Origin of the sequence: Rhodococcus sp. IEGM 1409 (assembly GCF_030056735.1) — a bacterium.
GTDB lineage: Bacteria > Actinomycetota > Actinomycetes > Mycobacteriales > Mycobacteriaceae > Rhodococcus_F.
This window is the reverse complement of record NZ_JASHKN010000010.1, coordinates 201420-224488: the sequence shown is the minus strand read 5'-3', so window position 1 is coordinate 224488 and position 23069 is coordinate 201420. Positions and strand designations below refer to the sequence as shown.

The 23069-nt window shown below is 62.0% G+C and carries 19 protein-coding genes and 1 pseudogene; 4 read left to right on the top strand and 16 right to left on the bottom strand.

Annotated elements, in window-relative coordinates:
• Nucleotides 1-3: 3 nt before the first annotated feature.
• From QM716_RS24000 to QM716_RS23990, 3 genes are all read right to left on the bottom strand, one after another.
• A complete protein-coding gene (locus QM716_RS24000; RefSeq protein WP_283306631.1) occupies nt 4-1785 on the bottom strand; it encodes a cholesterol oxidase substrate-binding domain-containing protein in 1782 nt (593 codons plus the stop codon).
• A 97-nt stretch (nt 1786-1882) separates the two neighbouring features.
• Nucleotides 1883-2686 (bottom strand): metal-dependent hydrolase, encoded by an 804-nt coding sequence (locus QM716_RS23995; protein WP_283306706.1) that lies wholly within the window; start codon nt 2684-2686, stop codon nt 1883-1885.
• A 221-nt stretch (nt 2687-2907) separates the two neighbouring features.
• Nucleotides 2908-3372 (bottom strand): light harvesting protein subunit alpha, encoded by a 465-nt coding sequence (locus tag QM716_RS23990; RefSeq protein ID WP_283306630.1) that lies wholly within the window; start codon nt 3370-3372, stop codon nt 2908-2910.
• A 167-nt stretch (nt 3373-3539) separates the two neighbouring features.
• Between QM716_RS23990 and QM716_RS23985 the strand changes: the two genes are divergently transcribed.
• Entirely contained in the window at nt 3540-4244 is a 705-nt protein-coding gene (locus QM716_RS23985; RefSeq protein WP_283306628.1) for a response regulator transcription factor, read from the top strand.
• Nucleotides 4241-5620 carry a sensor histidine kinase gene (locus QM716_RS23980; protein WP_283306627.1) on the top strand — a complete coding sequence of 460 codons (1380 nt, stop codon included), beginning with the start codon at nt 4241-4243 and terminating at the stop codon, nt 5618-5620. Before QM716_RS23985 ends, QM716_RS23980 begins: the two co-directional genes overlap by 4 nt.
• On the opposite strand, the gene QM716_RS23975 is transcribed toward QM716_RS23980, so the two are convergent.
• From QM716_RS23975 to QM716_RS23940, 8 genes are all read right to left on the bottom strand, one after another.
• Nucleotides 5517-6506 carry an LLM class F420-dependent oxidoreductase gene (locus QM716_RS23975; RefSeq protein WP_080961128.1) on the bottom strand — a complete coding sequence of 330 codons (990 nt, stop codon included), beginning with the start codon at nt 6504-6506 and terminating at the stop codon, nt 5517-5519. The genes QM716_RS23980 and QM716_RS23975 overlap by 104 nt on opposite strands.
• Before the next feature lie 6 nt (nt 6507-6512).
• Nucleotides 6513-7199, bottom strand: a complete 687-nt coding sequence (locus QM716_RS23970; RefSeq protein WP_283306626.1) for an HAD family hydrolase — start codon at nt 7197-7199, stop codon at nt 6513-6515.
• Nucleotides 7200-7467: 268 nt separating this feature from the next.
• Complete coding sequence (locus tag QM716_RS23965) at nt 7468-8919, bottom strand: catalase (RefSeq protein ID WP_230816542.1); 1452 nt, start codon at nt 8917-8919, stop codon at nt 7468-7470.
• 31 nt (nt 8920-8950) lie between these two features.
• Nucleotides 8951-9505: a Fur family transcriptional regulator gene (locus QM716_RS23960; RefSeq protein ID WP_283306625.1), complete on the bottom strand. Its 555-nt coding sequence runs from the start codon at nt 9503-9505 to the stop codon at nt 8951-8953.
• Nucleotides 9506-9813: 308 nt separating this feature from the next.
• Nucleotides 9814-10461 carry an acetoacetate decarboxylase family protein gene (locus tag QM716_RS23955; RefSeq protein WP_283306624.1) on the bottom strand — a complete coding sequence of 216 codons (648 nt, stop codon included), beginning with the start codon at nt 10459-10461 and terminating at the stop codon, nt 9814-9816.
• On the bottom strand, nt 10445-12160 hold the full coding sequence (locus QM716_RS23950; protein ID WP_283306623.1) for a GMC oxidoreductase: 1716 nt from the start codon (nt 12158-12160) through the stop codon (nt 10445-10447). The genes QM716_RS23955 and QM716_RS23950 overlap by 17 nt, the downstream gene beginning before the upstream one ends.
• On the bottom strand, nt 12157-13641 hold the full coding sequence (locus tag QM716_RS23945) for a flavin-containing monooxygenase (protein WP_283306622.1): 1485 nt from the start codon (nt 13639-13641) through the stop codon (nt 12157-12159). Before QM716_RS23945 ends, QM716_RS23950 begins: the two co-directional genes overlap by 4 nt.
• Nucleotides 13638-14162, bottom strand: coding sequence for a TetR/AcrR family transcriptional regulator (locus QM716_RS23940; protein ID WP_283306705.1), 525 nt, complete (start codon nt 14160-14162; stop codon nt 13638-13640). Before QM716_RS23940 ends, QM716_RS23945 begins: the two co-directional genes overlap by 4 nt.
• 190 nt (nt 14163-14352) lie before the next feature.
• Here QM716_RS23940 and QM716_RS23935 point away from each other — a divergent pair.
• Nucleotides 14353-14523, top strand: a pseudogene (locus QM716_RS23935) (DNA-binding response regulator); the annotation flags it as partial.
• Between the two features lie 142 nt (nt 14524-14665).
• Here the strand turns inward: QM716_RS23935 and QM716_RS23930 are convergent.
• The 3 genes from QM716_RS23930 to QM716_RS23920 are packed head-to-tail and all read right to left on the bottom strand — an operon-like array spanning nt 14666 to nt 18595.
• Nucleotides 14666-15577: a hydroxymethylglutaryl-CoA lyase gene (locus QM716_RS23930; RefSeq protein ID WP_283306620.1), complete on the bottom strand. Its 912-nt coding sequence runs from the start codon at nt 15575-15577 to the stop codon at nt 14666-14668.
• Between the two features lies 1 nt (nt 15578).
• Nucleotides 15579-16793: a CaiB/BaiF CoA transferase family protein gene (locus tag QM716_RS23925; protein WP_283306619.1), complete on the bottom strand. Its 1215-nt coding sequence runs from the start codon at nt 16791-16793 to the stop codon at nt 15579-15581.
• Nucleotides 16794-16828: 35 nt separating this feature from the next.
• On the bottom strand, nt 16829-18595 hold the full coding sequence (locus QM716_RS23920; protein WP_283306618.1) for a multicopper oxidase family protein: 1767 nt from the start codon (nt 18593-18595) through the stop codon (nt 16829-16831).
• A gap of 273 nt (nt 18596-18868) precedes the next feature.
• On the opposite strand from QM716_RS23920, the gene QM716_RS23915 reads away from it, so the two are divergent.
• The gene (locus QM716_RS23915; RefSeq protein ID WP_283306617.1) at nt 18869-20167 is read left to right on the top strand and encodes an HNH endonuclease signature motif containing protein; all 1299 of its coding nucleotides are present in this window, start codon (nt 18869-18871) and stop codon (nt 20165-20167) included.
• Nucleotides 20168-20256: 89 nt separating this feature from the next.
• Here QM716_RS23915 and QM716_RS23910 read toward each other — a convergent pair whose 3' ends face one another.
• Entirely contained in the window at nt 20257-21189 is a 933-nt protein-coding gene (locus tag QM716_RS23910; RefSeq protein ID WP_283306616.1) for an oxygenase MpaB family protein, read from the bottom strand.
• Nucleotides 21182-22978: an acyl-CoA dehydrogenase family protein gene (locus QM716_RS23905; protein WP_283306703.1), complete on the bottom strand. Its 1797-nt coding sequence runs from the start codon at nt 22976-22978 to the stop codon at nt 21182-21184. Before QM716_RS23905 ends, QM716_RS23910 begins: the two co-directional genes overlap by 8 nt.
• Nucleotides 22979-23069: the final 91 nt, after the last annotated feature.

The following is a 23069-nucleotide window of genomic DNA, read 5'->3' as shown; positions in this document are numbered from 1 at the left end:
GATTCAGCTGGGTGGCAATACGCGGTCGAGGAACGTATTGCTGAATACGCGGTGCGGGTCGTGTTCGTCGAGAGTGGCGAGAGCGAAGTCCCAATTCCCGTCGCCACCGGCACGGAAGGTGGCAGGCACTGTGCTGGTGAGGAATTCGTCGTCCTGGTACGCCGCCTGATCGGTGAATGCCCACCCCTTCGACCACTCCGGACGGAAAGTCGCGTAATCGCCGGAGTAGTTCGCGACCATCCACCGTTCCATCTCACGAAGGAACGCGGGCAATCCCGCCGTACCGGGTATCGAGACCACGTTCATCCAGATGGCCGCGTCCCAGTCCTGACGATCCGCCCGCGGCCGCACCGCTGACAGATCCGGCACGCCGGCGCTGTCGACAAGGACTTCACCATTGTCGTCGACCCCGCAAAGACGCACTTCGAACGGCATGTTGACGGGATACTGCCCGAGCGACGCGTAGTGCGTCATTCGCTCGTTCAGCCAACTCGTCATCTCATGCACGACACGGCCGATGTTGGACCGCTTGGTGATCACTGCCCCACCACCGGCTACGACGCGCAAGGTTGTGTGCCGCAGGTAGAACAAAACATTTTTCGACCATCCCCACAGATCGTCGGTGTCGGTGAGCGCCAATCCTGCTGCTACGGCTCCGAACTGGGAGGCGCCGAACAGTGTTGTCGCAGCTTGAAGGCCCTGCGCCACCATCCCCAACGGGGTGGTGACTTCTTCGGGAATCGCGTCGGAGAAGAAGTAGTTGTACGGCCCGCTCACTTCTCGAGACTCCGGCGGTTTGACCGGGGTCGGTGTCCAGATCTTGAGCCACGGTGTTTCGGTGAACGGGAACCAGATCGCTTCCACCCGTCCGGATTTCTCGACGAAACTCTCGTAAGTGCGCCCTGGCGAGCCGGGAGCAGCAAAGAGTTCTTGCCACGGAATATCGGTGAAACTCTGGCATCGCAGCCGATAATTCTCCCCGGCTTGCAGCGTCACGGAGGTGACGAAGGTTCGGCCCAGATGGGTCAGGAAAGCCGTGATCTCGTCGTCTGATCGGTGAAAGGTCTTCAGCGCGTATCGATTGCTGCCTTCGTCCCACGCCACCACCGTGATCTCGGTGATCAGGTTGCTCAGCGATCCGTACGACTGACCAGGGGTGATCGTCTCCCCCGCCGCCGGATACGTTGCCCCGTGAGCGCCGATCGCCAGTGCCCCGGCGATGGACAGCTCACCGATCGCCGGAGAGTTGGCCCAGCCGAGCCCCTCTCGCTCGAGCGCTGTCAGAATCGCTTCGATACTGGCCCCGGCTCCGGCCGTGACCATTGCGGGCGTACCGGCGCCCGCAATGTCCGTTGCTGGCGTGCCGTGCTGCACCACAACCGAATTCAAGTTGGTCATCGTGTCGACCAGCAGAACGCAATCCGAAGGCGCGCCCGGCACCACCGTCAACGGACTCCACCCGTGCATCGTTCCGCGCGCACGTACCGTGTACCCGTTGTCGAACGCCCAGTTGGCGAGGGTGACGACGTCGTCGCTGTGACGCGGCGTCGCCGTCCACACACTGTCGAGCATGATTTCTCGCGACCAGTTGGCGTATGCCTGCTGTGACAACGGAATGTCCGACGGAAATCCGGGCGGTGGCGCGATGGTCGATGCCGAGCCCCGGGGAACTGCTCCCGCCGGCGCCCACGAAAGACCCGCAAGCGCAGCAGCACCAGCACTCCCTGCGAGAAATCCGCGCCGGCTCACACTGTGCGCTGCCTTGGGTTCTGCTTGATGCACCACTGCTCACTCCGTCAGCCGACTCGGTTCATGTCAGGGACGAACGTAGAACAAATACGATTACGATGCCAGTGGTTCCGTAATAAAAGTTTTCCGACGATCACCGCACCATCGGAGCGAAGACCGCGTAGATCGCTTCCGGGGCACCCTCGAACGCACTGATGATCAACCAGGCAGTCAGAACCGTCAGAGCCGGCCCGATCAGGACCTTCTCGAGGTTCCCACCTGCACGGATGGACAGAAATGATGGCAGCCGTTGTTCCCACCAGCGCTTGCCGCCGAGCGGGATCAGGGGCGCAAGAAACGGCACCCCCTCCTTGGTGATCGCATCGCCGAGGCAGTGCGTGGCGCAGCCCAGTGCCACCGCAACACCTAGACCGGTGGATCCGGCCTCGCTGGGATACCACTGCCAAGTGAGGGTCGAGAGCACCAACGCAACGGCAGAAACCGCGAGCCATCCCTTCTCCTTGGCCAATTCACCCGCCAATCCTCGGATCGCCAACCCGAGGCAGAAGAACAGCGTGATGATGATGGCGGGCTTCCCGAACTGAACGACCAGCGCAGAGACCCCGGCACCCAGACCGGCGGCAAACAGTGCGGTGTGCGTGAGAGTCCGATGCCCACCACGACGCTTGCCGTCCTTCTTGCCTTTCGTAATGCGGTAGAAGGTCACCGAAATCGCGTCGATGCCCTTGGCCAGCGCCTTGCTGAGCGGACCGAATGATCGGGAAACCGTCGACTGACCGGTATCGAGGTCGGGAAGCAGGGCGGCTCCGGCGCACACCCCGGCAAAGGTCAACGTCTCCGCGGTGGATGTGGGCCCTCCCCAGTCGAGAGGCAACAACTCTGCAACCACCAACCCCACAGCAGCACCGGACATCGCGTGGGTGGGGCCCATGACCATGAAACACAACACCTTTCGAAACGCGCCCCGCATCAGGCCGTACCGCAGCCTCTGCAAAGACACCACACACATGACGCCGTCGGCGACGGTCCCGGCATGCTCGCCGAGACCGCCCCGAACGTAGCAAGTGCTACCGACAGGCTTGACCGACCTCCAGATCCGGTTGAGTACGGCCGTACCGTTCCAGGTCAAAGCGGTTCATACGGAGCTTTTTTCGCTCGTCACCCCGCAGCGACCGTGCATGACAGAGCAACGCCTTCCTCCAGCGGCGCGACACCGGCAATGTCGAGCACCTCTGCGGGAACACCGTCGGTCGTCGGAGCCCACTCGACGGACGGCAACGCCGGCACACCTTCACGCGCAATGAATGTCGCAGCTTCGCTCGGCACTTCGATAGTGATTGCGGCCGTACCGGCCTCCTCCGCGCGTACAACCTTGCCCTCGTCGATGAGCCTCTGCAGCTCCTCGTCGGAAATCGGCGCCGCGGCACCACACGCTACTTCGGGTGCCACACCCAGCTCGGACGGAGCGGTCGCGATGGATCGAACCGCCACCGGAGACCCGTCGGAAATCGGGTTGGAGGCCCAAGCGATTCCCGGCGCCACGGCCATACCCAGGACCGCCACGGAGGCCACCACCACACCGGTCCGGCGGACCCGCTTGCCGTTCACTTTCAATCGCGTCATCGTTGTTCTCCTTGATCGAACATTCTCGAATTCTCGGCGCGGTCGCATCCGAGAAACCCGAGGTTATGAAGCCAACACTGCAGATCTGTTGTCGGTTTCTTAGGAGTTGATGAGAATGCGGCGGCCCTCGCTCCGAGCGAGGCCCCAGGCCGTATTCCGATGGCACCATGGCTGGGGTGAGTACACGCGAGCGCATCCTGATCGTTGACGACGACGCGAAGGTATTGAATTCGCTCGAACGTGGACTTCGATTGTCGGGCTTCGACACGGCGACTGCCGTCGACGGACGATCAGCCTTGTCGTCGGTGAACAAGCAATGCCCGGCCGCGCTTGTTCTCGACGTCAACATGCCCGGCCTCGACGGCGTCGGGGTCGTGACGGCATTGCGTGCGATCGGCAACGAGGTTCCGATCTGCGTACTCAGCGCCCGAAGTTCCGTGGGCGACCGCATCGCGGGGCTCGAGGCGGGCGCCGACGACTACCTCACCAAACCCTTCGAGTTGGCAGAGCTTGTCGCCAGGCTCCGCGCTTTGCTTCGACGCACGACGCGGGCCACCCCTACCCTCGATCACCCGATCACCGTCGGCCCTCTCACCGTTGATCTTCGTGGTCATCGAGCACACATCGACGGTAGGCGAATCGAACTCACCAAAAGAGAATTCGATCTGTTGTCCGTGCTCGCCGAGCATGCCGGCATCGTACTGAGCCGGGCACAACTCCTGCGCCTCGTCTGGGGTTACGACTTCGCTGCCGACACCAATGTCGTCGACGTCTTTGTCACCTACCTACGCAAGAAACTCGAGGTCGACGGGGCTCCCCGCGTGATCCACACCGTGCGCGGAGTTGGCTTCGTCCTGAGGGCCGAACGATGAAGCGGCCGCTGTCATTACAGACCAGAGTAGCCATCGCCTCGGGCCTGGCCGCCGGAATCGTCATTGCCGCGATCGGAATTGCATTCGCGGTCTTTCTGCGTGTCAACGGATCCGAACAACTCGAACGCACTCTCGACTCCGTCACTCTGGGGGTCGCGGCAAGTGCACCGAGCCCGGCATTCATCGAAACACCCACCGCAACAACTCAACCACTCGTCGTCGACCCCGGCCTCAATGCCACGGCCATCAGCGCGTTGGCTACCACCGACGTCCGCAGTCGGGATGTTCTGCTGCCCGGCGACAGCGGCGCCGCACTGGCCGTCAGCATCCCCGAAGACCCACTGACCCAGGCAATCCGTGAGCAGCAGTTCCAGGTGGCCGCTGCGGCGGTGGTCGCCATTCTCGCCGCGGCCGGGCTCGGCTGGTTCCTCACGGGCCGTGCCGTCCGCCCCCTACAGCAATTGACCGAGACCACCAGTTCGATCGGCAACAATCTCGACGTCGAAGGACTCTCGCGCCGGGCACCGTCGGTACGTGGCACGCGCGAAGCCGAAGAATTGTCCGAAGCAATCCACAGCATGCTCAGTCGCATCGAAAGCGATCGAAGCCGCACGGAGGAGGCGTTGGAGTCGGCACGCGATTTCGCTCGCGTCTCCGCCCACGAACTACGCACTCCTCTGACGTCGATGCGTACCGATCTGGAAGTTCTCGCGACACTGGATCTCACGGAAAGCCAACGGCGCGAACTGTCCAGCGAATTGTTGGAGGCGCAGCGCCAGATCGAGCGCACCTTGACCGATCTGGAGACGCTCGCCCTGGGTGAGGTGGCCGATCCCGAGGATTGTGCCGACGTCGATCTCGTGGAGGTTGCCGATCGCGCCGTCGCTGACGCAGGCCGTCTGCACCCTCAGGTCGACGTTCGTTTGAACGCACCGGAGGAGCTTTCGGTTCAGGCTTTTCCCGCGGGTATCCGTCTGGTGTTGACCAACGCCGTCACCAACTCCGTTCGGCACGGCAATGCCGACGAAGTCGAGATCACCGTCCGATCAGGGGCTGCCACCGGTTCGGCGACGGTATTCGTCGACGACAACGGCACGGTGATCGCGCCGTCGGAACGCGAAGCGATGTTCGAACGATTTGTTCGTGGTACCGGTGCGGGTAACGCCGGAAGCGGTTTGGGTTTGGCCCTCGTCGCGCAGCAGGCGAGGCTGCACGGCGGTAGCGCACGACTCGACGCGAGCCCGCTCGGCGGAACTCGCTTGATCTTCTCGATCACCCCAATTCGACGTGCAGAGCCTCGAGCAGCGGCTTGGCCGCCTCGTCGAAGAATCGGTCTTGGGTATCTCCACCGATCTGCACCAGTGCCACATCGGTGAATCCGGCGTCCGTGTATGCCTTGACCGCCTCGACGATCACATCCAGGTCGGGACCACACGGGATGCTTTCAGCTACATCCTCTTTGCGCACGAACTGAGTCGCGCCCGAGAAGCTCGCCGGCGTCGGCAGTTCGGAGTTCACGGACCACCCTCCGCCGAACCAGCGGAACTGTTGATGAGCTCGGGCGATTGCCGTGTCGCGATCAGGATCCCACGAGATCGGAATCTGACCGATGGTCCGGCCTGCGGGAGCCAATCCGTACGCCCGGCCGTGAACGTGCTTCCACTGGTGCACCAGATCCGAATCCGGTTGCACGGCAATCAGATCATCGGCCATCGGACCGAAACGCTCGACGGACTTGTCACCGGACATGGCCAGCGCCAGGGGAACCGGGTTCTCCGGGAGATCCCAGATCCGCGCGGACTGGACATCGAAGTACTCCCCCTTCCAGCTCACCAGATCTCCGGCAAGCAGTGCGCGGATGATGCTCACCGCCTCTTGCAGCATGTCCTGTCGGGTGTCGATGGACGGCCAACCCTCGCCAACCACATGCTCGTTCAGGCTCTCGCCACTTCCCAATCCCAGGGTGAAGCGCCCGTCCGCGAGGATCTGGATCGTCGCGGCCTTCTGCGCGACCACGGCAGGGTGGTACCTGACGGTCGGACAAGTCACATACGTCATCAACCCGACTCGCTCGGTGGCGTGGGCGACTGCTCCCAGCACCGACCAGGCGTAGGGCGCATGCCCCTGCTCGGTCAGCCACGGCGAGTAATGATCACTCATCACTTCGAAGTCGAAGCCGACTTCTTCGGCCCGAACTGCATGACGAACCAGTTCTTTCGGGCCGGCCTGTTCGGTCATCAAGGTGTAGCCGAATCGCGCCATCACTGATCAACTCCTGGTATCGAGGCCTGAAACGAGTTCGGAGACCACACTGCCGTCGAGGTGGTCGAGAAGGTCGCGGGCGTCGTCGTACACAGCCGCCGCACCCGCGCCTTCGAGTTCGTCGGTCGACATGCCGCCGCTGCGCACTCCCACAGCCGCAACGCCCGCAAATGTCGCCGCCTTCATGTCCCAGACGGCGTCGCCGACCATGACCGCGTCGCCCGCGTCGACACCTGCCTTCGCGAGCGCGACCTCGATCAGGTCCGGATCAGGCTTGGCCTCGTCGACGGATTCCGAAGAGGTGGCGGCGTAGATCATTTCGTCGATGTCGAGCGTCTGGCGCAGCAACTCCAGTTCGTTGTCGGGCGCCGAAGTAGCGAGCACGACGTGCAGTCCGAGCGAGTGAACTCGGCGGATCAATTCGCGTGCTCCCGGCAGCACTCGAAGGCGGTCAGCCGACTGCCGGTAGTACTTGGTGTGAAGCTCCTTGGCCCGTGGCCCGCACCCGTCGATGTCTTCGCCGAGCAAGGTCTCCAGTAGTCGGTCTCCGTCCATGCCGATGCTGCGGTGCACCCGCCACGCGTCAACCGGGCGACCTACCTCGAAGAATGCTCGCGACCACGCTTCTACATGCAGATAGTTGGAATCGACGAGCGTTCCGTCGATGTCGAAGAGAACCGCACCTATTGCCATGGGAATTGACTGCCCAACACCTCGGTTCGCGAAACTTGTGCCCCGAGCATTCTCCGCTCGAGAAGCGGACCATGGAGAGTGCGAACAGCAGAAGTGCACGTCGAACAGGGGTGTCGTCATGGAGTCAGTCGTTGTGTTCCTTCTCGCATGCTTCGTCTACTGGTTCGCACTGCTCTAGTTGGGCAGACAAAAGCGGACCGCTGCCGGGAATCGATTTCCCTTGCAGCGGCCCGCATTCGGTACACCTATTCGAACGTCAGTCAGCGTGTCACTGACCTGCGCGTACGCCTTCTTCGACGCGCTTGCCCAAATCTGCGTCGACGTTCTTCCAGTACTCGAAGACACGCAGCAGAACTTCCTCGCTGACGCCGGCAAGGGCGTGGCCGACGATGTTGCTCACCAGGCGCTCACGAGCTGCGTCGTCGAGAACTTCGCGGACCAGCGTTCCAGCCTGCGTGAAGTCGCCGTCCTCGGCGTGCTCGATGTAGCCGGCGCGCACTGCCTTGCCGTCGAACGCCCACAGGCCTTCGTCGCCGGCAACCGACGGATCGGCATGCGGTCCGCCGTACGAGTTGGGTGCGTACACCGGCGTCGACGGGGAATTGAAGCTGTAACGCATGGCGCCCTCCTTGGAGTAGGAGTTCACCTCGTTCTTCGGAGCGTTGACCGGCAGGTCGGCGTAGTTGGTGCCGATGCGGTAGCGATGGGCGTCGGCGTAGGAGAAGACGCGGCCGAGAAGCATCTTGTCCGGGCTGAATCCGATGCCGGGCACCACGTTCGACGGCTCGAACGACGCCTGCTCGATCTGTGCGAAGAAGTTCTCCGGGTTGCGATTCAGCGTCCACTTGCCGACCTCGATCAGCGGGTAATCCTTCTGAGACCAGACCTTGGTGAGGTCGAACGGGTTGAAGCGGTAGCCTTCGGCCTCGTCGACCGGCATGATCTGAACGTTGAGGGTCCAGCTCGGGAAATTGCCGGCCTCGATGGCGTTGTACAGATCCGCGCGGTGGTAATCAGGATCGCTACCGGCGAGGCTGTCTGCTTCTGCCTGCGTCAGGAACTCGATGCCCTGATCGGTCTTGAAGTGGTACTTCACCCAGAAGCGTTCACCCGCAGCGTTGACCCACTGGTAGGTGTGCGATCCGAAGCCGTCCATGTTGCGCCAGGTCTTCGGGATGCCGCGGTCACCCATCAACCAGGTCACCTGGTGAGCGGTCTCAGGACGCAGAGTCCAGAAGTCCCACTGCATGTCGTGGTCACGAAGGCCGGAGCCGGGCAGACGCTTCTGCGAACGAATGAAGTCGGGGAACTTGATGGCGTCCTTGATGAAGAACACCGGCGTGTTGTTGCCGACGAGGTCGTAGTTTCCCTCTTCGGTGTAGAACTTCATCGCGAAACCGCGCGGATCGCGCCAGGTGTCGGGGCTGCCCTGCTCACCGGCGACGGTGGAGAAGCGGACGAGCGATTCGGTCTTCTTACCCGGCTGCAGGAACGCGGCCTTGGTGTACTTGCTGACGTCGTGCGTGATGACGAGTTCACCGAAAGCGCCGCCGCCCTTGGCGTGAACGATGCGCTCCGGGACACGCTCGCGGTTGAACTGCGCGAGCTTCTCGATCAGGTAGTGGTCGTGAAGGAGCACCGGCCCCTGAATACCCGCGGTCAGCGATTCGTCATCACTTGCGACCGCGATACCGAAATTGTTTGTGGTGGGCTTGGTCATGGCGAAGCCTCCTAGCGTTGTGGGCTGGGCGTCAGAGGAGCGGGGCTGCATCCGAGTCGAAAGCATGGGCTGCATGCGAGGGGGCTGACTCGGAGATTCTGGACGCATCAATTCGATTCTGCGAGACCGCGTCCGACTCGGTGTCGGATTCGGCAGAATTCTTCAGGCAATCTTGGCAAAGGCCCCAGAACACGACCTCGGCTTCGTCGATTTCGAAGCCGTGATTTTCGGAAGGTTCGAGGCAGGGAGCTTGGCCGACAACACAATCGACGTCGACGACCTTGCCGCAGCCGCGACAGACGAGGTGATGGTGGTTGTCACCAGTCCTCGTCTCGAACCGTGCGGGCGAACCCGCCGGCTCGATGCGTCGCAGCAATCCTGCGTTCACGCATGCCTTCAGCACGTCGTAAACGGCCTGTGTGGATACCGATCCGAGCTGCTGCCGCACGAGTGCTGCAACAGAATCGGCGTCTGAATGCGGTTGGGCTGTAACCGCATTCAGCACGGCGAGGCGCGGAGCAGTGACCCTCAACCCGACGGCGCGCAGTTGCGCTCGGGGGTCGAAGTCATGCTCTCCGTCTCGCATGTTTCCCAGTATGCCGCTTTTCTGGAATTAGTCAAGAAAAGGATTGCCTAAGTTGAATCGAGACTGACGTCACATATGCGGGGCGGGAACAAATCCGGTCGAACCACCGTTGAACACCCTGTCGGCGTCCGAACAAGCCCCGGGCCCCACCCCTTTTGTCGCTGCGAGCGACCACCCGCCGAGAGGCGCCTGTGGGACGTCGACACCAGACTTTCAACACCACACGACTGAACTTCAACACCAAGACAAAGGCCGCCCAGTCACAGACGAGGCGGCCTTGGTCGTTTTTACGCTGGCCAAACCTTGTGCTAGCGGTGCTTGGCTGCTCCCGTAGTCATTTTTCCACCCAGAATCACGACACCGTGATGGGTGCCCGCAGCCAACCAGCTCGGCAGTGTCGGCCCCTCCGACTCGACGCTCACACGCGCGTATCGGAACGATCCGGTCAGCCTCGCCGACGCAATCGCCACACCGCCGCCGACTTCCGGCTGTGCAAACCCCAACGCCCCGGCAATCGGCAGACGCGGCCCGAGCATCCGTGTGTCCGAGCGCACCCGCCATCCGTCGCCGGTTGCAGTGAATTTCCGCTGCACGTCTCCGTCGAACTCGGCCAGAACCTTGGGCAGTTGCCAGTGGACCCGTCCGCCGTGCACCGACGGTTCCGAATCGACCGCGATGAAAGGGACCGCCATCCGCGGCATCGGCCCGATCCGTTTCCCCGGCGCATGCAAGACCGGGCTGGCGAGGATCTCGCGATACGGACCGACCGGAGAATCGAGGTAGTCCACCATCATGGCCACCGTCATCGGGATCGTTCGACCGTCGGGCCCAAGCTCGCGCGCCGCCGGCGTACTGCGGTGCCACCACAGTGTCGCGCGAACGCGAGCCGGCCAGGGCGGCGGATCACTCACCGGCCAGTCGACACGGTCACTTGTAGATTCAGGCACGCTCCACATCGGACACCTTCTCAGCTCGAATGGTCAGGGGAAGCCGCAAAGCGCCCGGTGCATGCGTCGGCACCACCGGTTCGGACGGCAAAGTCGGGTCGATACGTACGTATGGCTCGCCAGTCTTCGGGCGGGCGTCCACGTCACCTCTGTTCGGCCACATCGCGCATGCTCGTTCTGCCTGCGCCGTGATGGTCAGGGAAGGATTGACTCCGAGATTCGCGCTCACCACCGAACCGTCCATGACGTGCAGGCCTGCATGCCCGTAAGCACGGAGATACGGATCAACGACGCCGCTGGACGCGCTGTCACCGATCGCGCAGCCGCCCAGAAAGTGCGCCGTCATCGGGATGTTCACGATCTCGGCGATGGAACCGCCAGGGTCGCCGTCGATCTTCTCCGCGACCTTGCGAATAGCTTTATGGCCCTGCGGAATCCACTGGGGAGGCGGATCACCCGGCCCCGGCCTGCTGGTGAGTGAACGTCCGAATCGCTTGGTGTTCTTGGAGAGTTCGAGTGAGTTGTCGTCGGTCTGCATCACCAGCGCGATGACGGTTCTCTCGGACCAGTTCCGCACCGACAACGATCGGAAGAACGCACCTGGGTGCCGGGCCGCAACGGCCATAGTCTTCAGCACCCGGGGAGTTCGCCCACCCCCGTCACTCAGGACGGTCTGCAGAAGACCTATTGCATTGCTGCCCTTGCCGTATCGCACCGGTTCGATGTGCGTGTGATCGTCCGGGTGAAATGACGATGTGATCGCGACACCCTGCGTGAAGTTCCGTCGACGCGACTTCGACGTTGCGGCCAGCACGGCCTCCGAGTTCGTGCGTACGACGGTACCCAGAGTGTCCGACAGGCCCGGTAGGGCACCGGATTCCTTCATACCGAGCAGCAGTCTCGCCGTTCCGTACGTTCCGGCGGCAACCACCACCTGATCAGCGGTGAACCGAATTTCTCGCCGGCGGATGCCATCCGTTCGCCTCGCGAGCAGGTGGTACCCACCGCTTGCCGCCGGCCGCAGGTCGGTGACGGTCGTGAGCGGATGTACTCTGGCGCCCGCTTGCTCGGCGAGATGGAGGTAGTTCTTGACCAGCGTGTTCTTCGCCCCGACACGGCACCCGGTCATGCATCCCCCGCATTCGGTGCAGCCGGTGCGCTCGGGTCCTTTCCCGCCGAAGAACGGGTCCGGCACGGAAACTCCTGCCTCCCCGAAGAAAACGCCGACGGGTGTGGACGTGAAGGTCTCCCCCACACCCATTTCTTCCGCTACCTCCTTCATCACCGCATCGGCGGGAGTGAAGGACGGATTGGTGCGAACACCCAACATCCGCTTGGCCTGGTCGTAGTACGGCGCCAGCTCGTCGTGCCAGTCCGTGATGTGCGCCCATTGACGGTCTTCGAAGAACCGCTTGGGTGGCTGATACAACGTGTTGGCGTAGTTCAACGATCCTCCGCCAACTCCGGATCCCGCCATCACCAATACATCCGGAAGCAGATGGATTCGCTGCACGCCGTAGCACCCAATCCAAGGCGCCCACAGATACTTTCGCAGTCGCCAACTCGTTTCAGGTAGCTCGTCGTCGGAAAACCGTCGACCGGCTTCGAGCACCCCGACGCGGTAACCCTTCTCCGTCAGGCGAAGAGCGGCGACACTGCCACCGAATCCCGATCCGATCACCACCACGTCGTAGTGCGTCGTGGTCATGCCTCGACGCTTTCGATCTTGCGAGCCGAGTAGTTCTCGCGATCGAAATTCTCCAGCAGGGACCGGAATTTGAAAGTGAACGTCGGCCACTGCACCGAGTTACGTCCCTCCGGATCGATGTACCAACTCGAACATCCGCCCTTGTTCCACACCGTGTGCTGCAACTCGCGCTGAATTCCCTTGTTGTAGTGCACCTGTACCGACTCGTTGACATCGAGAGCGTCCAGTCGCTCACGCTTCATTGTGTTCAACGCGTCGTTGACGTACTCGGCCTGGGACTCGAGCATGTACACGATCGAACTGTGTCCGAGGTTGGTGTTCGGACCGTACATGAGGAACAGATTCGGGAACCCGCTCACCGCAGTGCCTTTGTACGCAGAGGGGCTGCCGTTCCAATGCGCGGCCAGCGTCTCTCCCTGTTTTCCTGTGATCAAATGCGCGACAGGCGGTTCCGTGGGCGTGAACCCCGTGGCGAAGATGATGGTGTCAACCTTGTGCTCGACTCCGCGTCCGTCGACCACCCCGTTTTCGGTGACCGAGACGAGCCCACTGTCGACCAGGCTCACATCCGCGCGGTCGAGGGTGCGCAACCAGTCGTTGGACAGAAGCATCCGCTTGCAGCCGATCGTGAAATCGGGAGTCAGTTTCCGGCGCAACTCCGGATCTTTGACCTGTCGGCGCAGATGGAGACGCGCGGCCACCTCGAAGGCCGGCAGCACCCACGTCGCGTGCGACATCGCGGCACCGAGTAACTCACGAAAGCCGTAAACCCATCCCCGAACCACCTTCTGCGTAGCGGGAATCCGCGAATACAGGCCCTTCTGCGCGGCAGGCAGGGTGCGATCCATTCGCGGAATCACCCAGGCCGGAGTTCTCTGGAACACGGTGACGTGGGCTGCCGGATCGGCAATTTCGGGAACGAACTGAACCGCCGACGCTCCCGTGCCGATCACGGCTACGCGCTCACCACGCAATTCGTGTTCGTGGTTCCACGTCGCCGAATGGAAAGTGGTACCGGAGAATTGGTCGAGACCGGGAAAGTCCGGAATCTTGGGTGTCGACAACGCCCCCGTTGCGGCGACCAGCGCCTTGGCCGTCAAGGACCCCCGGGATGTTCGAATACGCCACAGCGCCGCATCCTCGTCCCAGACAGCAGCTTCGAGTTCGCAGTTCAGGACTACGCGATCCCCGATGCCGGTGTCTGCAGCCACCTTCTTCAGGTAGTCGTAGATCTCCGGCTGACGAGCAAAGGTATGACTCCAATCTGCGCTCGGCGCAAAAGAATAGGAGTACAACGCTGTCGGCACGTCACAGGCACAGCCGGGATAGGTGTTGTCTCGCCAGGTGCCACCGATATCAGCTCCGCGCTCGATCAACACGACGTCCGCCGCTCGGTTGTCGCGAAGCATTCTGGCTGCCAAGCCCATACCGGCGAATCCGGCACCGACGATCAATGTTTCGACATGTTCGGGAAGCTTCACTTCTTCTCCACTCGGGATTGCCAGGCCGGCAACAGTCGCGCTCTGAGCGCGTCATCGGCTTCGGATGTACGGAACAGGGCTGAGACGGCAAGCCCACGGACGAGCTCGATGGTGAGTTCGACCGATTCGGAATCGAAGCGATCGCCGAACAACTCGGCGCTACCGAATTCGAGTGCCTCACTGACCTTGCGTTCGAGGGGCACCGTCGCCGCGTGCAGAACGGGATCGGTTCGCGCCGCGACCCACAATTCGAGGGCGGCATAGAACAGCGGCCCGGAAAACGCGTCCGCCAGGACCTCGAGGCCGAGGTCGCGATCCACTTCAGCGGTGAGGATTTCTTCCAGTCGCTTGTCGACCAGATACTCGACGGCCGCAACGACCAGCGATTCCTTGGTCGGAAAATGATGCAGTTGCGTACCCCGCGAAACGCCTGCGCGGCGGGCGATCTCTTGCGTGCTGGTCCGTGAGTAGCCCAGTTCGACCAGCGAGTCGACTGCAGCGTCGAGCAGGCGCCCACGCATCGCAGCAGTTCGTTCGGCCTGCGTACGGCTTACTTTCGCGTCAGAAGTGGTCTCGGTCACAAGACAACTATAGAGCCGAAACGCAAAACAGTCCAGGCTGACTTCAAAACTTAGCCAACCGCTAACGCCATCCAGACCAACCGGTCAGCTTCCCTGATAACGCCTTCGTATCGAGAGGGGGATCGTTCGTATGTCAGCGCGAACTGCATTTCCACATCGCCGCGTAGGGCTGGTCGAAGACCACGAGTCGGTGGCTATCGGCTTGTCCATGATTCTCGAGGACGAGCCGGATCTCGAGTTGGTGTGCATCGCGACCACCGTGTTCGAGTTGCTCGCTCAGAACGTCGCCTTGGACCTGTCGCGATCTGGATCGTCCTCGCGATTATATTTTCCGCCGGTGCATGGCATCTGGAGAAGCAGCGCATCGGTTGGCCGCCGGCGGCACACGAACAGTTGGTCAAACTGCAGCTCGCGTCGCCCAACCGAGACGAGTAGAGCTCTCCCTACCGCTTCCGATCGCCCGCGCGGAGAAGATTACTGGGAACCGCATGGCCCACAATCTCTTCCGCAACGGCAGCGGCATGAATGCTCGCACCCAGGTCGATACCTGTCGCAATGCCCATGTCTTCGAGCATGTAGACCAGTTCCTCAGTCGCGATATTGCCACTCGCACCGGGAGCGAACGGGCAACCGCCGAGCCCACCGGTGGACGCGTCCAGGTTTCGAACACCGTGCTGCACAGCCGCCAAGGCGCATGCGAGACCAGCGCCACGCGTGTTGTGGAAGTGCACACCCAAGCCGAAGTCACCCACTCTTTCGCCCACAGCATCGATCAACCGTCCGACACGCCCCGGTGTGGCAGTGCCGATGGTGTCCGCGATCGAGAACTGATCAGCGCCGAACTCTTTGGCCTGCTCCGCAATCCGCAGAACACGATCCGGATCGGTGGAACCGTCGAACGGACAGTCCCAGGCTGTGGCCACGATGACCTCTACCCGTCCACCGGCGTCGTGGACGATCCTGACGACCTCTCCGATACGTTCGGTCGCTTGCTCCGTCGTCGACCGAGTGTTGGCTTCGCTGTGGCCATTCGACGCTGAAACAACATATTCGACGGTTTTCATTCCTGCGGCGACGGCCCGTTTCGCTCCACCGATTCCGGCGACCAAGGCCGAGAACTCGATGCCCGGCCACTGGTGGAGTTCTGCGGCCAACAACTCCGCGTCGGCCAATGCCGGCACAGCGCGCGGTGAGACGAACGACGTCGCCTCGATGCGCGAAACACCCGTCTCAGCCAGAGCTTCGACGAGTCGAAGTTTTTCCGCCAATGACACGGGCTCTTCGATCTGCAACCCGTCCCGTGGCCCGACTTCACGAATACTGACTGCTGAAATACCCACGTCAGGTACCGACATGTCAGATCACGCCCTTCATCTTCAGTTCTGCCTGCTCGTCGTCCGAGAGTCCGAGGAGCCCGCCCCAGACCGAGGAGTTGTCGTGACCCGGCGCCGCAGCTCCCGCGTTGCGCACGGATCCAGGGGTCTCACTGAAGGTAGGCACGACGCCCAAGCCGAGGACGTTTTCCCCGATCCGCTCGTCGTAGTGGTCGACGAGCATTCCCCGTTCGATCAACTGCGGATCCTTGACGACGTCTTCAACCGTATTGATCGGTCCGGCAACAACTCCCACCTCGGTCAGCCGTTCCACCAGCGTCGCGGGATCCTGTGCCGCAACCCATTCGGCGATCAGTTCGTCGAGTTCGTCCTGATGCTTTCCGCGCGCAACGTGATCCGCAAAACGCTTGTCCTGAGCAAGTTCCGGTGAACCCATGATGCTGCACAGCCGAGCGAACAACGTGTCCTGATTGGCTGCGATCACCACCCAGTTTCCTTCAGAGGTCTGATAGATGTTGGACGGCGCGATACCCTCCAACCTCGTTCCCGATGGCTGCCGGATGATGCCGCCCCGGTCGTAATCCGGAATCGTGGATTCCTGCACTGCCAGACAGGATTCCGTGAGAGCAACGTCGACGACCTGACCGCGGCCAGTCCGCTCTCGCGAGAGCAACGCTGCCAACACTCCTTGAACGGCGAACATCCCACCGAGGGAATCTCCGAGCGAAAGGGCAATACGCGGAGGTGCCTGCCCTGGATAGCCGTTCAGATGCCGAAATCCGCTAACTGCTTCGGCCACCGAGGCGTAGCCGGCACTCTTCGCCTGCGGTCCGCTCTGCCCGTACCCGGATACCCTGGCCAAGACCAACTTCGGGTTGCGCGCGCTGAGCACGTCGAATCCCAGACCCCATTTCTCGAGGGTGCCCGGCCGGAAGTTCTCGACCACCACGTCGGCATGTTCGACCAGATTCAGAAACAGGTCTCGGCCCGCGTCGACGCGAAGGTCCAACGTCACACATCGCTTGTTGCGGGCGTGAACCGTCCAGAAGAATCGATGACCGTCCTGCTCAGCCTGACCCCAGGTACGAAGCGGGTCTGGGCGGCCCGGTGATTCGATCTTGATCACGTCGGCTCCCATGTCGCCGAGCAATTTCCCGGCGAAGGGCCCGGCGATCAAGGATCCGAGTTCAATCACCCGATATCCGTCCAAGGGCCCGGTGGGCGCACCTTCCGACACAGCTGCCTCCTCTGGGAACTTTCTCCCTTTGAAGGCTACGTCACCACCCGGTACCGCAACATCATGTCGTGGTCTTCGTGATCGAGCATGTGGCAGTGCCAGACGTACCCCTGCAGGTCCCCCATGCCAGCCTCGCCGTGTGCCGAGTGGTCCGCCATGGAACCTCTCGCGAAAGTTGCATCCGGATCGAAGCCCAGCTCGTCCGCCGTCGGAAAGCGAACGATCACGCGGGTAATCGAGTTGGCATCCACGATCACTGTGTCCTTCTCCCCCGTTTCCCACACTTCGGGAGGCCTCAGCGAAGAGGTCACGAACTCCTCGGCCGACGGCGTCCACCGGACCCCCAAGTCAGGTACCGGATACCGCTGCATCAGCGCTGCAGTGTCGATGTTCTGGCGTCCCACAACGCGGAACGCCACCAGATGCAGATGAATCGGATGCGGTTCCGTGGTGATGTTGATCAGATTCCATTGCTCGACAGTTCCCTGACGCGGCAGTTCGATATCCGAATCGGTGAACCGCAAATTGTTGAGCGACATGGTGATCGAGGGATAGTCCGACGGACGCGACAGCTGCATGATCGTGAGATTTCGCACCACCTCCGGGGATTCTGGTTCGGCGGCAATGGAATTCAGCTGCTGCGGGATCGATCCAGTGAACCCCGCTGCGCTGCCCACATCGAACCGACAGAAGACCGGCATCACCTGCGTGCCGCGTTGAGCCACTGCAAGAGGTACCGGTTCGTCGTTGCGCAATTCCACCGTCGTGCCTGGGTCGAGCATGCTGAAGTCGACCAGCAGATCAGCGCGTTCACCTGGACTCAACCGGACGTGATCCGTCGGCGCAGGAGCGGCCAGCAACCCACCTTCGGACCCGATCACCCAGAACCGCATACGATTTGCGAAGTGCAGATTCCACACGGAGTAGGTTGCGGCGTTGAGCAGCCGCAATCGATACAGTCCGCGAGCCACCTCCACTTTCGGCCATACGACTCCGTTCACCACACCCACGTCACCGGGAGTCGCCGGATCCCATGAACCTTGCGGAGTGAGCCACGTGGAACGGACACTCTGCTGACCGTCGGAGGTGAATACCTTGTCCTGCAGAATCATCGGAAGTTCGAACTCACCGGACGGCAAGCCGAGTGAATTCCCAGCGTTGCCTGTGTCAGCGTCGTCACGGAGAAAATACATCCCGACCAACCCGGCGTAGACGTTGAGGCGAGTCATCCCCATGGCGTGATCGTGGTACCAGAGATTACCGGCCGCACGACCATTCGTGTATTCGTGGACCAAACCTTCGCCCGGACGCTGGATCAACTCCGGATGTCCGTCGAACTGTGGTGCAGTAACCCCTCCGTGCAGGTGAAGCGAGGTGGGGACCTGTGTGCGGTCGAGGTCGCTCACACCGTGCAGACCCGGATCGACATCGGCGGCAAGCGGATACGCGGCAATGTCATTGGCGTATCGCACTGTCACGAGCTGATCGACGTGCGCCTCGATGGTGGGGCCCAGATAGTCCATTCCGCCGTAACCCAGCGACGGCGACGGCGGTAGGTCTGGATGGAAACGGTGCATCGACGACGCCGCACGAAGTTCCAGATTGCCACCCGAAATGCCCGGCAGGACAGGAAGGGACTCCCGGAACGGTTCCAGCCGGGGCGACGGAAGTTGGAACGGGCGCAGTGGATCGACATCAGGAGGTCGAGCCGTCGCAGATCCAGCGGACAATGCACTGAGTCCGGCCAGCAAGCCAAGCCCTTGAACAAACGATCGGCGACGGATCTTGTGTGACTCGTCCACTCACGGCCCCCTCACGCTGACGGCATCCGGAGCGGGTTACCCGCGTGCTCGCACGGTCAAACACCGACCGCATTCTCCAACCAAGGGTCGAGAATCGGCGACCCATACCCCACCCCATCGGTTGTCATACTCGATGAGGTCCTCCGTCCCGACGAAACACATTCGCGGACAACGGATACACCCTTGAATCTTTGCGAGAAGTCGGCGATTCGAAAATTCCCTTGACTCGAACGTGTGTTCGAGTATGCTTTGGGGAGGGGATCGGGGGATTCTATGAGTGTTTTGTTGTCGGATGTGGTGTCGGGTTCTGCGGTGGGGTTGCGCGGGCGGTTGTGGCGGTTGTCTGCTGCTGAGTTGCGTGCGGCTGCGGTGTCGGCGAGTGCGGAGATTCTGCGTCTGGAAGCGGTGCGGGTGGCGGTGGTGGACGAACTGTCGATGCGCCCGGATGATCGGGTAGTCGCGTGCCGCGGTGTGGGTGCGTGGTTGGCAGGCAACACGATGCTGCAGGTTCGGGACGGGAAGAAGATCGCCGCCCTGGGCGCGGCGCTACGGCCGTTTCCGGCGGTGGCAGCGAGATTTGATTGCGGGGATTGCTCGTTCGATCACGCCGTGCTGATCGTGCCGTTCTGCGAATCCCCGCCGAAGGGGATGCCGGAGGAGGCGTTACCTCGCTGCATCGACCTGTTGCTCGCGGCTGCGTCGGGGGTGGAGGCGACAACGACGAAGGTGCGGCACGTGATCGCGACTTTGGAGCGCGTGTTCGAATCGGATGAGATTCCGCCCGCCGAGGACGTGGATCGCAATGAGCTCCGCATCGCCTCGACCTTGAACGGCCGGGTGGTGGTGCGAGGCGATTTCGATGCCCTCACCGGCGAAATGCTGCTCTCGGCGTTGTCGAATCTGACGATGCCCACCCCGGCGCCCGATGGGACCCCCGATGCACGGTCCGCGGCGAAGCGGACGGCGGACGGGTTCACCGAACTGATCCGCCGCTACCTCGACTGCGCCAAGACCGGTACCGACGGAGGGCAACGTCCGCACGTGAACGTGCACATCAACGCCCGGGACCTGGCCGAGCATCGCGACTGCGCCGCAACACCGTCTGATGGTGGAGCGCCTCTGCCGGATCTCGATGTCGGGCATATGCCGTGGCTGGGACCGCTGTCGGTCTCGCAGACCAGACTTCTGGGGTGTGACTGCTTCCTCTCGACCGTCCTACTCGACGATCACGGAGCACCCTTGGATGCGAAACCCGGAAAACGATTGGTCACCGCCGAACAACGCGTCGCCCTGATCGCCCGCGACAGGGGCTGCGCGTTCCCGGGGTGTACGTGCGTACCGGCGTGGACGGATGCGCACCATATCCGGCACTGGGCGAACGGCGGGCCGACGGTGATGAACAACCTGGTCCTGCTGTGCCGTTCGCATCACCGGCTGATGCACCGCACATCCGGGTTCGCCGGAAAATGGGCGATCCGGATCGGCGTCGACAACAAACCGTGGTTCATCCCGCCGCCCTCGATCGACCCGCAGCAGCACCCGCGACCGGCGAACACCACCTTCAAAACCTGAGAACAGCTTCTCAGGCACAACAGAACACGGCCAGGCTCCGCATCGGACATCAGCATCCGATACGGAGCCCACAGGCCGTGGCGAATCCGTCAGACTGCCTGTGGAACCTTGGTGGCTCGCGGGAATCGCTCCCGAATCTCCGCTGGAGTGACAACCCTCGGGTCAAGGGGTTGCTCGTCACGCAGGTGGCGCTCCAACACCTTGCCCGTCATCGGCGCAATGACTTTCAGAGCAGTGGTCATGTTCTTCGGTGAACTGCCCACCCGGACCGCAGTTCGCACCGCGGGCGCAATTGCCCTGTCCGACAACGCGGACTGATCGAACCCACCCATCGTTCGCATCCAGCCGGGCAAAGTCGCGATAGTGGCCGGCGCGACCACTCGGCTGAATGTCGCGAACTTCGTCTTCCCCTGCGCTCTCGGAGTTCTCAACAAGTAGTGCATCGCCCGGTTGGCACGCTCGGAGGTACACAATCTGGGCCTGACTTCTGCAAAGTACTCACGTACCTCGTCTCGCGAGCATGGAACGTCGGACGCCTTGCATGTCTGTAGTTCGGCAGCGATCACACATTCTTCCCAGTACCGCTGCTCTTCGACGGCGGAGAGTGGGCCCGGCCCGTACATCTCGTAGCACTTGAGCACCGAATGCCAACCGGTCACGTGGATCCAAAGCTGTGACGCCGGATTATTTGCACTGTAACGAGTTCCGGTAATCGGTTCGATGCCCGTGGCCTGAGCGTGAACCGTCATGAGATGGTCGGACAAGGCCAGTGCCGTCCGCCCGTCGGCAGTGGCGACCGTCAGGAAGTAGGCCAAGGTTCGGTCGAGTCGCCCGGCCGGATCGCTGTAGATCCCGCTCATGTCTGCCACTGCGGCAGCAAGGAAGGGGTCGAAGTGCTCGAGCACCACTGACCGCTGGAAACCGATCAATGCTGTCGGAGCTGCCCAAATTTTCCAACTGGGTGATCCTGGGCCGAAGAAGCCGTAATCCTCACGCGGTCGATTCATGTTCAGTTCAGACATTTCGATTCTCCCCGTTCGTTTCTCCAGCACCGTTCATTTCGTATGCACCAGACAGAGCCACAACCTGCTGCCAGACGTACTCGAATCGCTCGGTCGCAAACGCGGGACGCCGAATGGATGCAAGGGCCAACCGTTGTTGGCCTTCGCTGGCGCTGGGTTTTCCGTACAACTCCACCGCTGCAGCACTGAAGTCGCGAACCAGGACGTCGAAGATCTGATCCACCACTCCACCGTTCCGGTGTCCCTCGTCCAATCGCAAGATCTTCGCTTGTTCGAGGATCAACTGGCCGTAGACGACGAGGGTGAAGAGTTCAGTGATCGCCAGGCCGAAGTCCAAGTCGGCCTGCTGCGCCGCATCCGGTGCAGCTTCGGCCAGAAGGGTCACGAGCGCTTCTGCCTGCTCGACGAACAACGCGACGTTGGGAACATCCGCGAACTTCGCGTACACCGCTCGCCAGTCATCGAATCGAACCTTCGACAACCCCCGTGCCGGGCCCTGACGGAACAGGAATTCGTCGTCGGCTGCGTCATTGCGCGTCGGAATCGCCGGAAACGACTCGGGGGCAGAGAGGTACGCCGGCATGAACTTGGCGATAAGGGCGAGATTGACGGCGACGGTCCCCTCGAGTTTGGGCAACCCGTCGACATCCATCTTCGCCACCGCGAGGTAGCTGTCCTTCTCGAAACCCTTTGCCGCAGCGATGTCGGAGAGCAGTCCGATCACTTTCTGCGCTTCGGTTGTCACCTTCATCTTGGTGACGGGGTTGAACAAGAGATAGCGGCGGTCTTCGGGCGATGCAGTACGGAAATAGTCCACCGCTCGATCCGAGAAAAGCCTCATTGCCAGCAGGCGCGCGTACGCGTCGACGAATTCACGTCGCACGTGAGGGAAGGCAGTGACTGGATTGCCGAACAGAATTCGATTGTGCGCGTGTGTGATCGTCTCGTACAACGCATGTGTCGACATACCGATTCCGCCGAAGCACAGGTTGAATTTTCCGATGTTCACCGTGTTGAGTGCGGCACTGAATGCTGCCTCACCGGTATGCAGAATATCTTCTGCCGCAACGGGATAGTCGGCGAGCGAGAACTCCGCTACGTACATCTGCGCCGGAACGATGTTCTTCACCACGGTGAATGCCGGATGGTCCGAGTCAGCGTAGAAGAAGACGTACTGATCAGCACCGTCCACCCCGTCGACGCGACCGAAGACGGAAACAGTGTTGGCACAGTTGCCATTTCCGATGTAGTACTTCGAACCGCTGGCCAGGTAGCCGCCACTGCCGGTCGACGTCAAGATCATGTCGGTGGAGTAGACGTCGGCGCCGTGCTCTTTCTCGGACAATCCGAATGCCGCAACACCTCCGGAAGTCAACGCGGAAGCTGCTCGCGCCCTTGCCGTCTCGTTGTCGCTCTGCCACACCGGCCCGAGACCGAGGATGGTCACCTGCCACGGGTACCAGTAGTTGAGTCCGTAGAAGCCGAGGATCTCGGACAACGCGGCGATACGACTGGTATCCCAGCGCTTGTCGGAGTCTCCGCCGCTGTCGCGGGCAGGCGTCAGAAATGTAGCGAACAGTCCTTCCTTCGCCGCGAAATCGAGGAAATCGGAGTAGAAGGTTTTCTCGTGATAGTCGGCCAGGAGCCGACTCTTTCCACGCGCCTCGAACCAGTCGACGGTCGCGCCCAGCAGTCTCCGCGTGGTTGCGTCGAACTCCGGCCGATCGCAAGTGGAGGGATGGAGCAACAGATCATTCGGCGCTCTCATAGCGGTTGTTCTCCTCGAGATCTCGGCAGAGGCGCCTCACTGAGCACCCCTTCGAATACAACGCCACCGTAACAATTGCAGACGTCGAATACAACGGTTGCGTATGATTCAT

Excerpts from the sequence above, each read along its gene's own strand:
- QM716_RS23940 (WP_283306705.1), bottom strand. The coding sequence starts at position 14,162 with ATGCGTGGGCGCCTGCTCGACGCTGCAGTCGACTCGCTGGTCGAACTG.
- QM716_RS23990 (WP_283306630.1), bottom strand. The coding sequence starts at position 3,372 with ATGACGCGATTGAAAGTGAACGGCAAGCGGGTCCGCCGGACCGGTGTG.
- QM716_RS23965 (WP_230816542.1), bottom strand. The coding sequence starts at position 8,919 with ATGACCAAGCCCACCACAAACAATTTCGGTATCGCGGTCGCAAGTGAT.
- QM716_RS23970 (WP_283306626.1), bottom strand. The coding sequence starts at position 7,199 with ATGGCAATAGGTGCGGTTCTCTTCGACATCGACGGAACGCTCGTCGAT.
- QM716_RS23910 (WP_283306616.1), bottom strand. The coding sequence starts at position 21,189 with ATGTCTGAACTGAACATGAATCGACCGCGTGAGGATTACGGCTTCTTC.
- QM716_RS23980 (WP_283306627.1), top strand. The coding sequence starts at position 4,241 with ATGAAGCGGCCGCTGTCATTACAGACCAGAGTAGCCATCGCCTCGGGC.
- QM716_RS23955 (WP_283306624.1), bottom strand. The coding sequence starts at position 10,461 with ATGTGGAGCGTGCCTGAATCTACAAGTGACCGTGTCGACTGGCCGGTG.
- QM716_RS23985 (WP_283306628.1), top strand. The coding sequence starts at position 3,540 with ATGGCTGGGGTGAGTACACGCGAGCGCATCCTGATCGTTGACGACGAC.
- QM716_RS23915 (WP_283306617.1), top strand. The coding sequence starts at position 18,869 with ATGAGTGTTTTGTTGTCGGATGTGGTGTCGGGTTCTGCGGTGGGGTTG.
- QM716_RS23975 (WP_080961128.1), bottom strand. The coding sequence starts at position 6,506 with ATGGCGCGATTCGGCTACACCTTGATGACCGAACAGGCCGGCCCGAAA.
- QM716_RS23950 (WP_283306623.1), bottom strand. The coding sequence starts at position 12,160 with ATGACCACGACGCACTACGACGTGGTGGTGATCGGATCGGGATTCGGT.
- QM716_RS23995 (WP_283306706.1), bottom strand. The coding sequence starts at position 2,686 with ATGGTCATGGGCCCCACCCACGCGATGTCCGGTGCTGCTGTGGGGTTG.
- QM716_RS23930 (WP_283306620.1), bottom strand. The coding sequence starts at position 15,577 with ATGTCGGTACCTGACGTGGGTATTTCAGCAGTCAGTATTCGTGAAGTC.
- QM716_RS23960 (WP_283306625.1), bottom strand. The coding sequence starts at position 9,505 with ATGCGAGACGGAGAGCATGACTTCGACCCCCGAGCGCAACTGCGCGCC.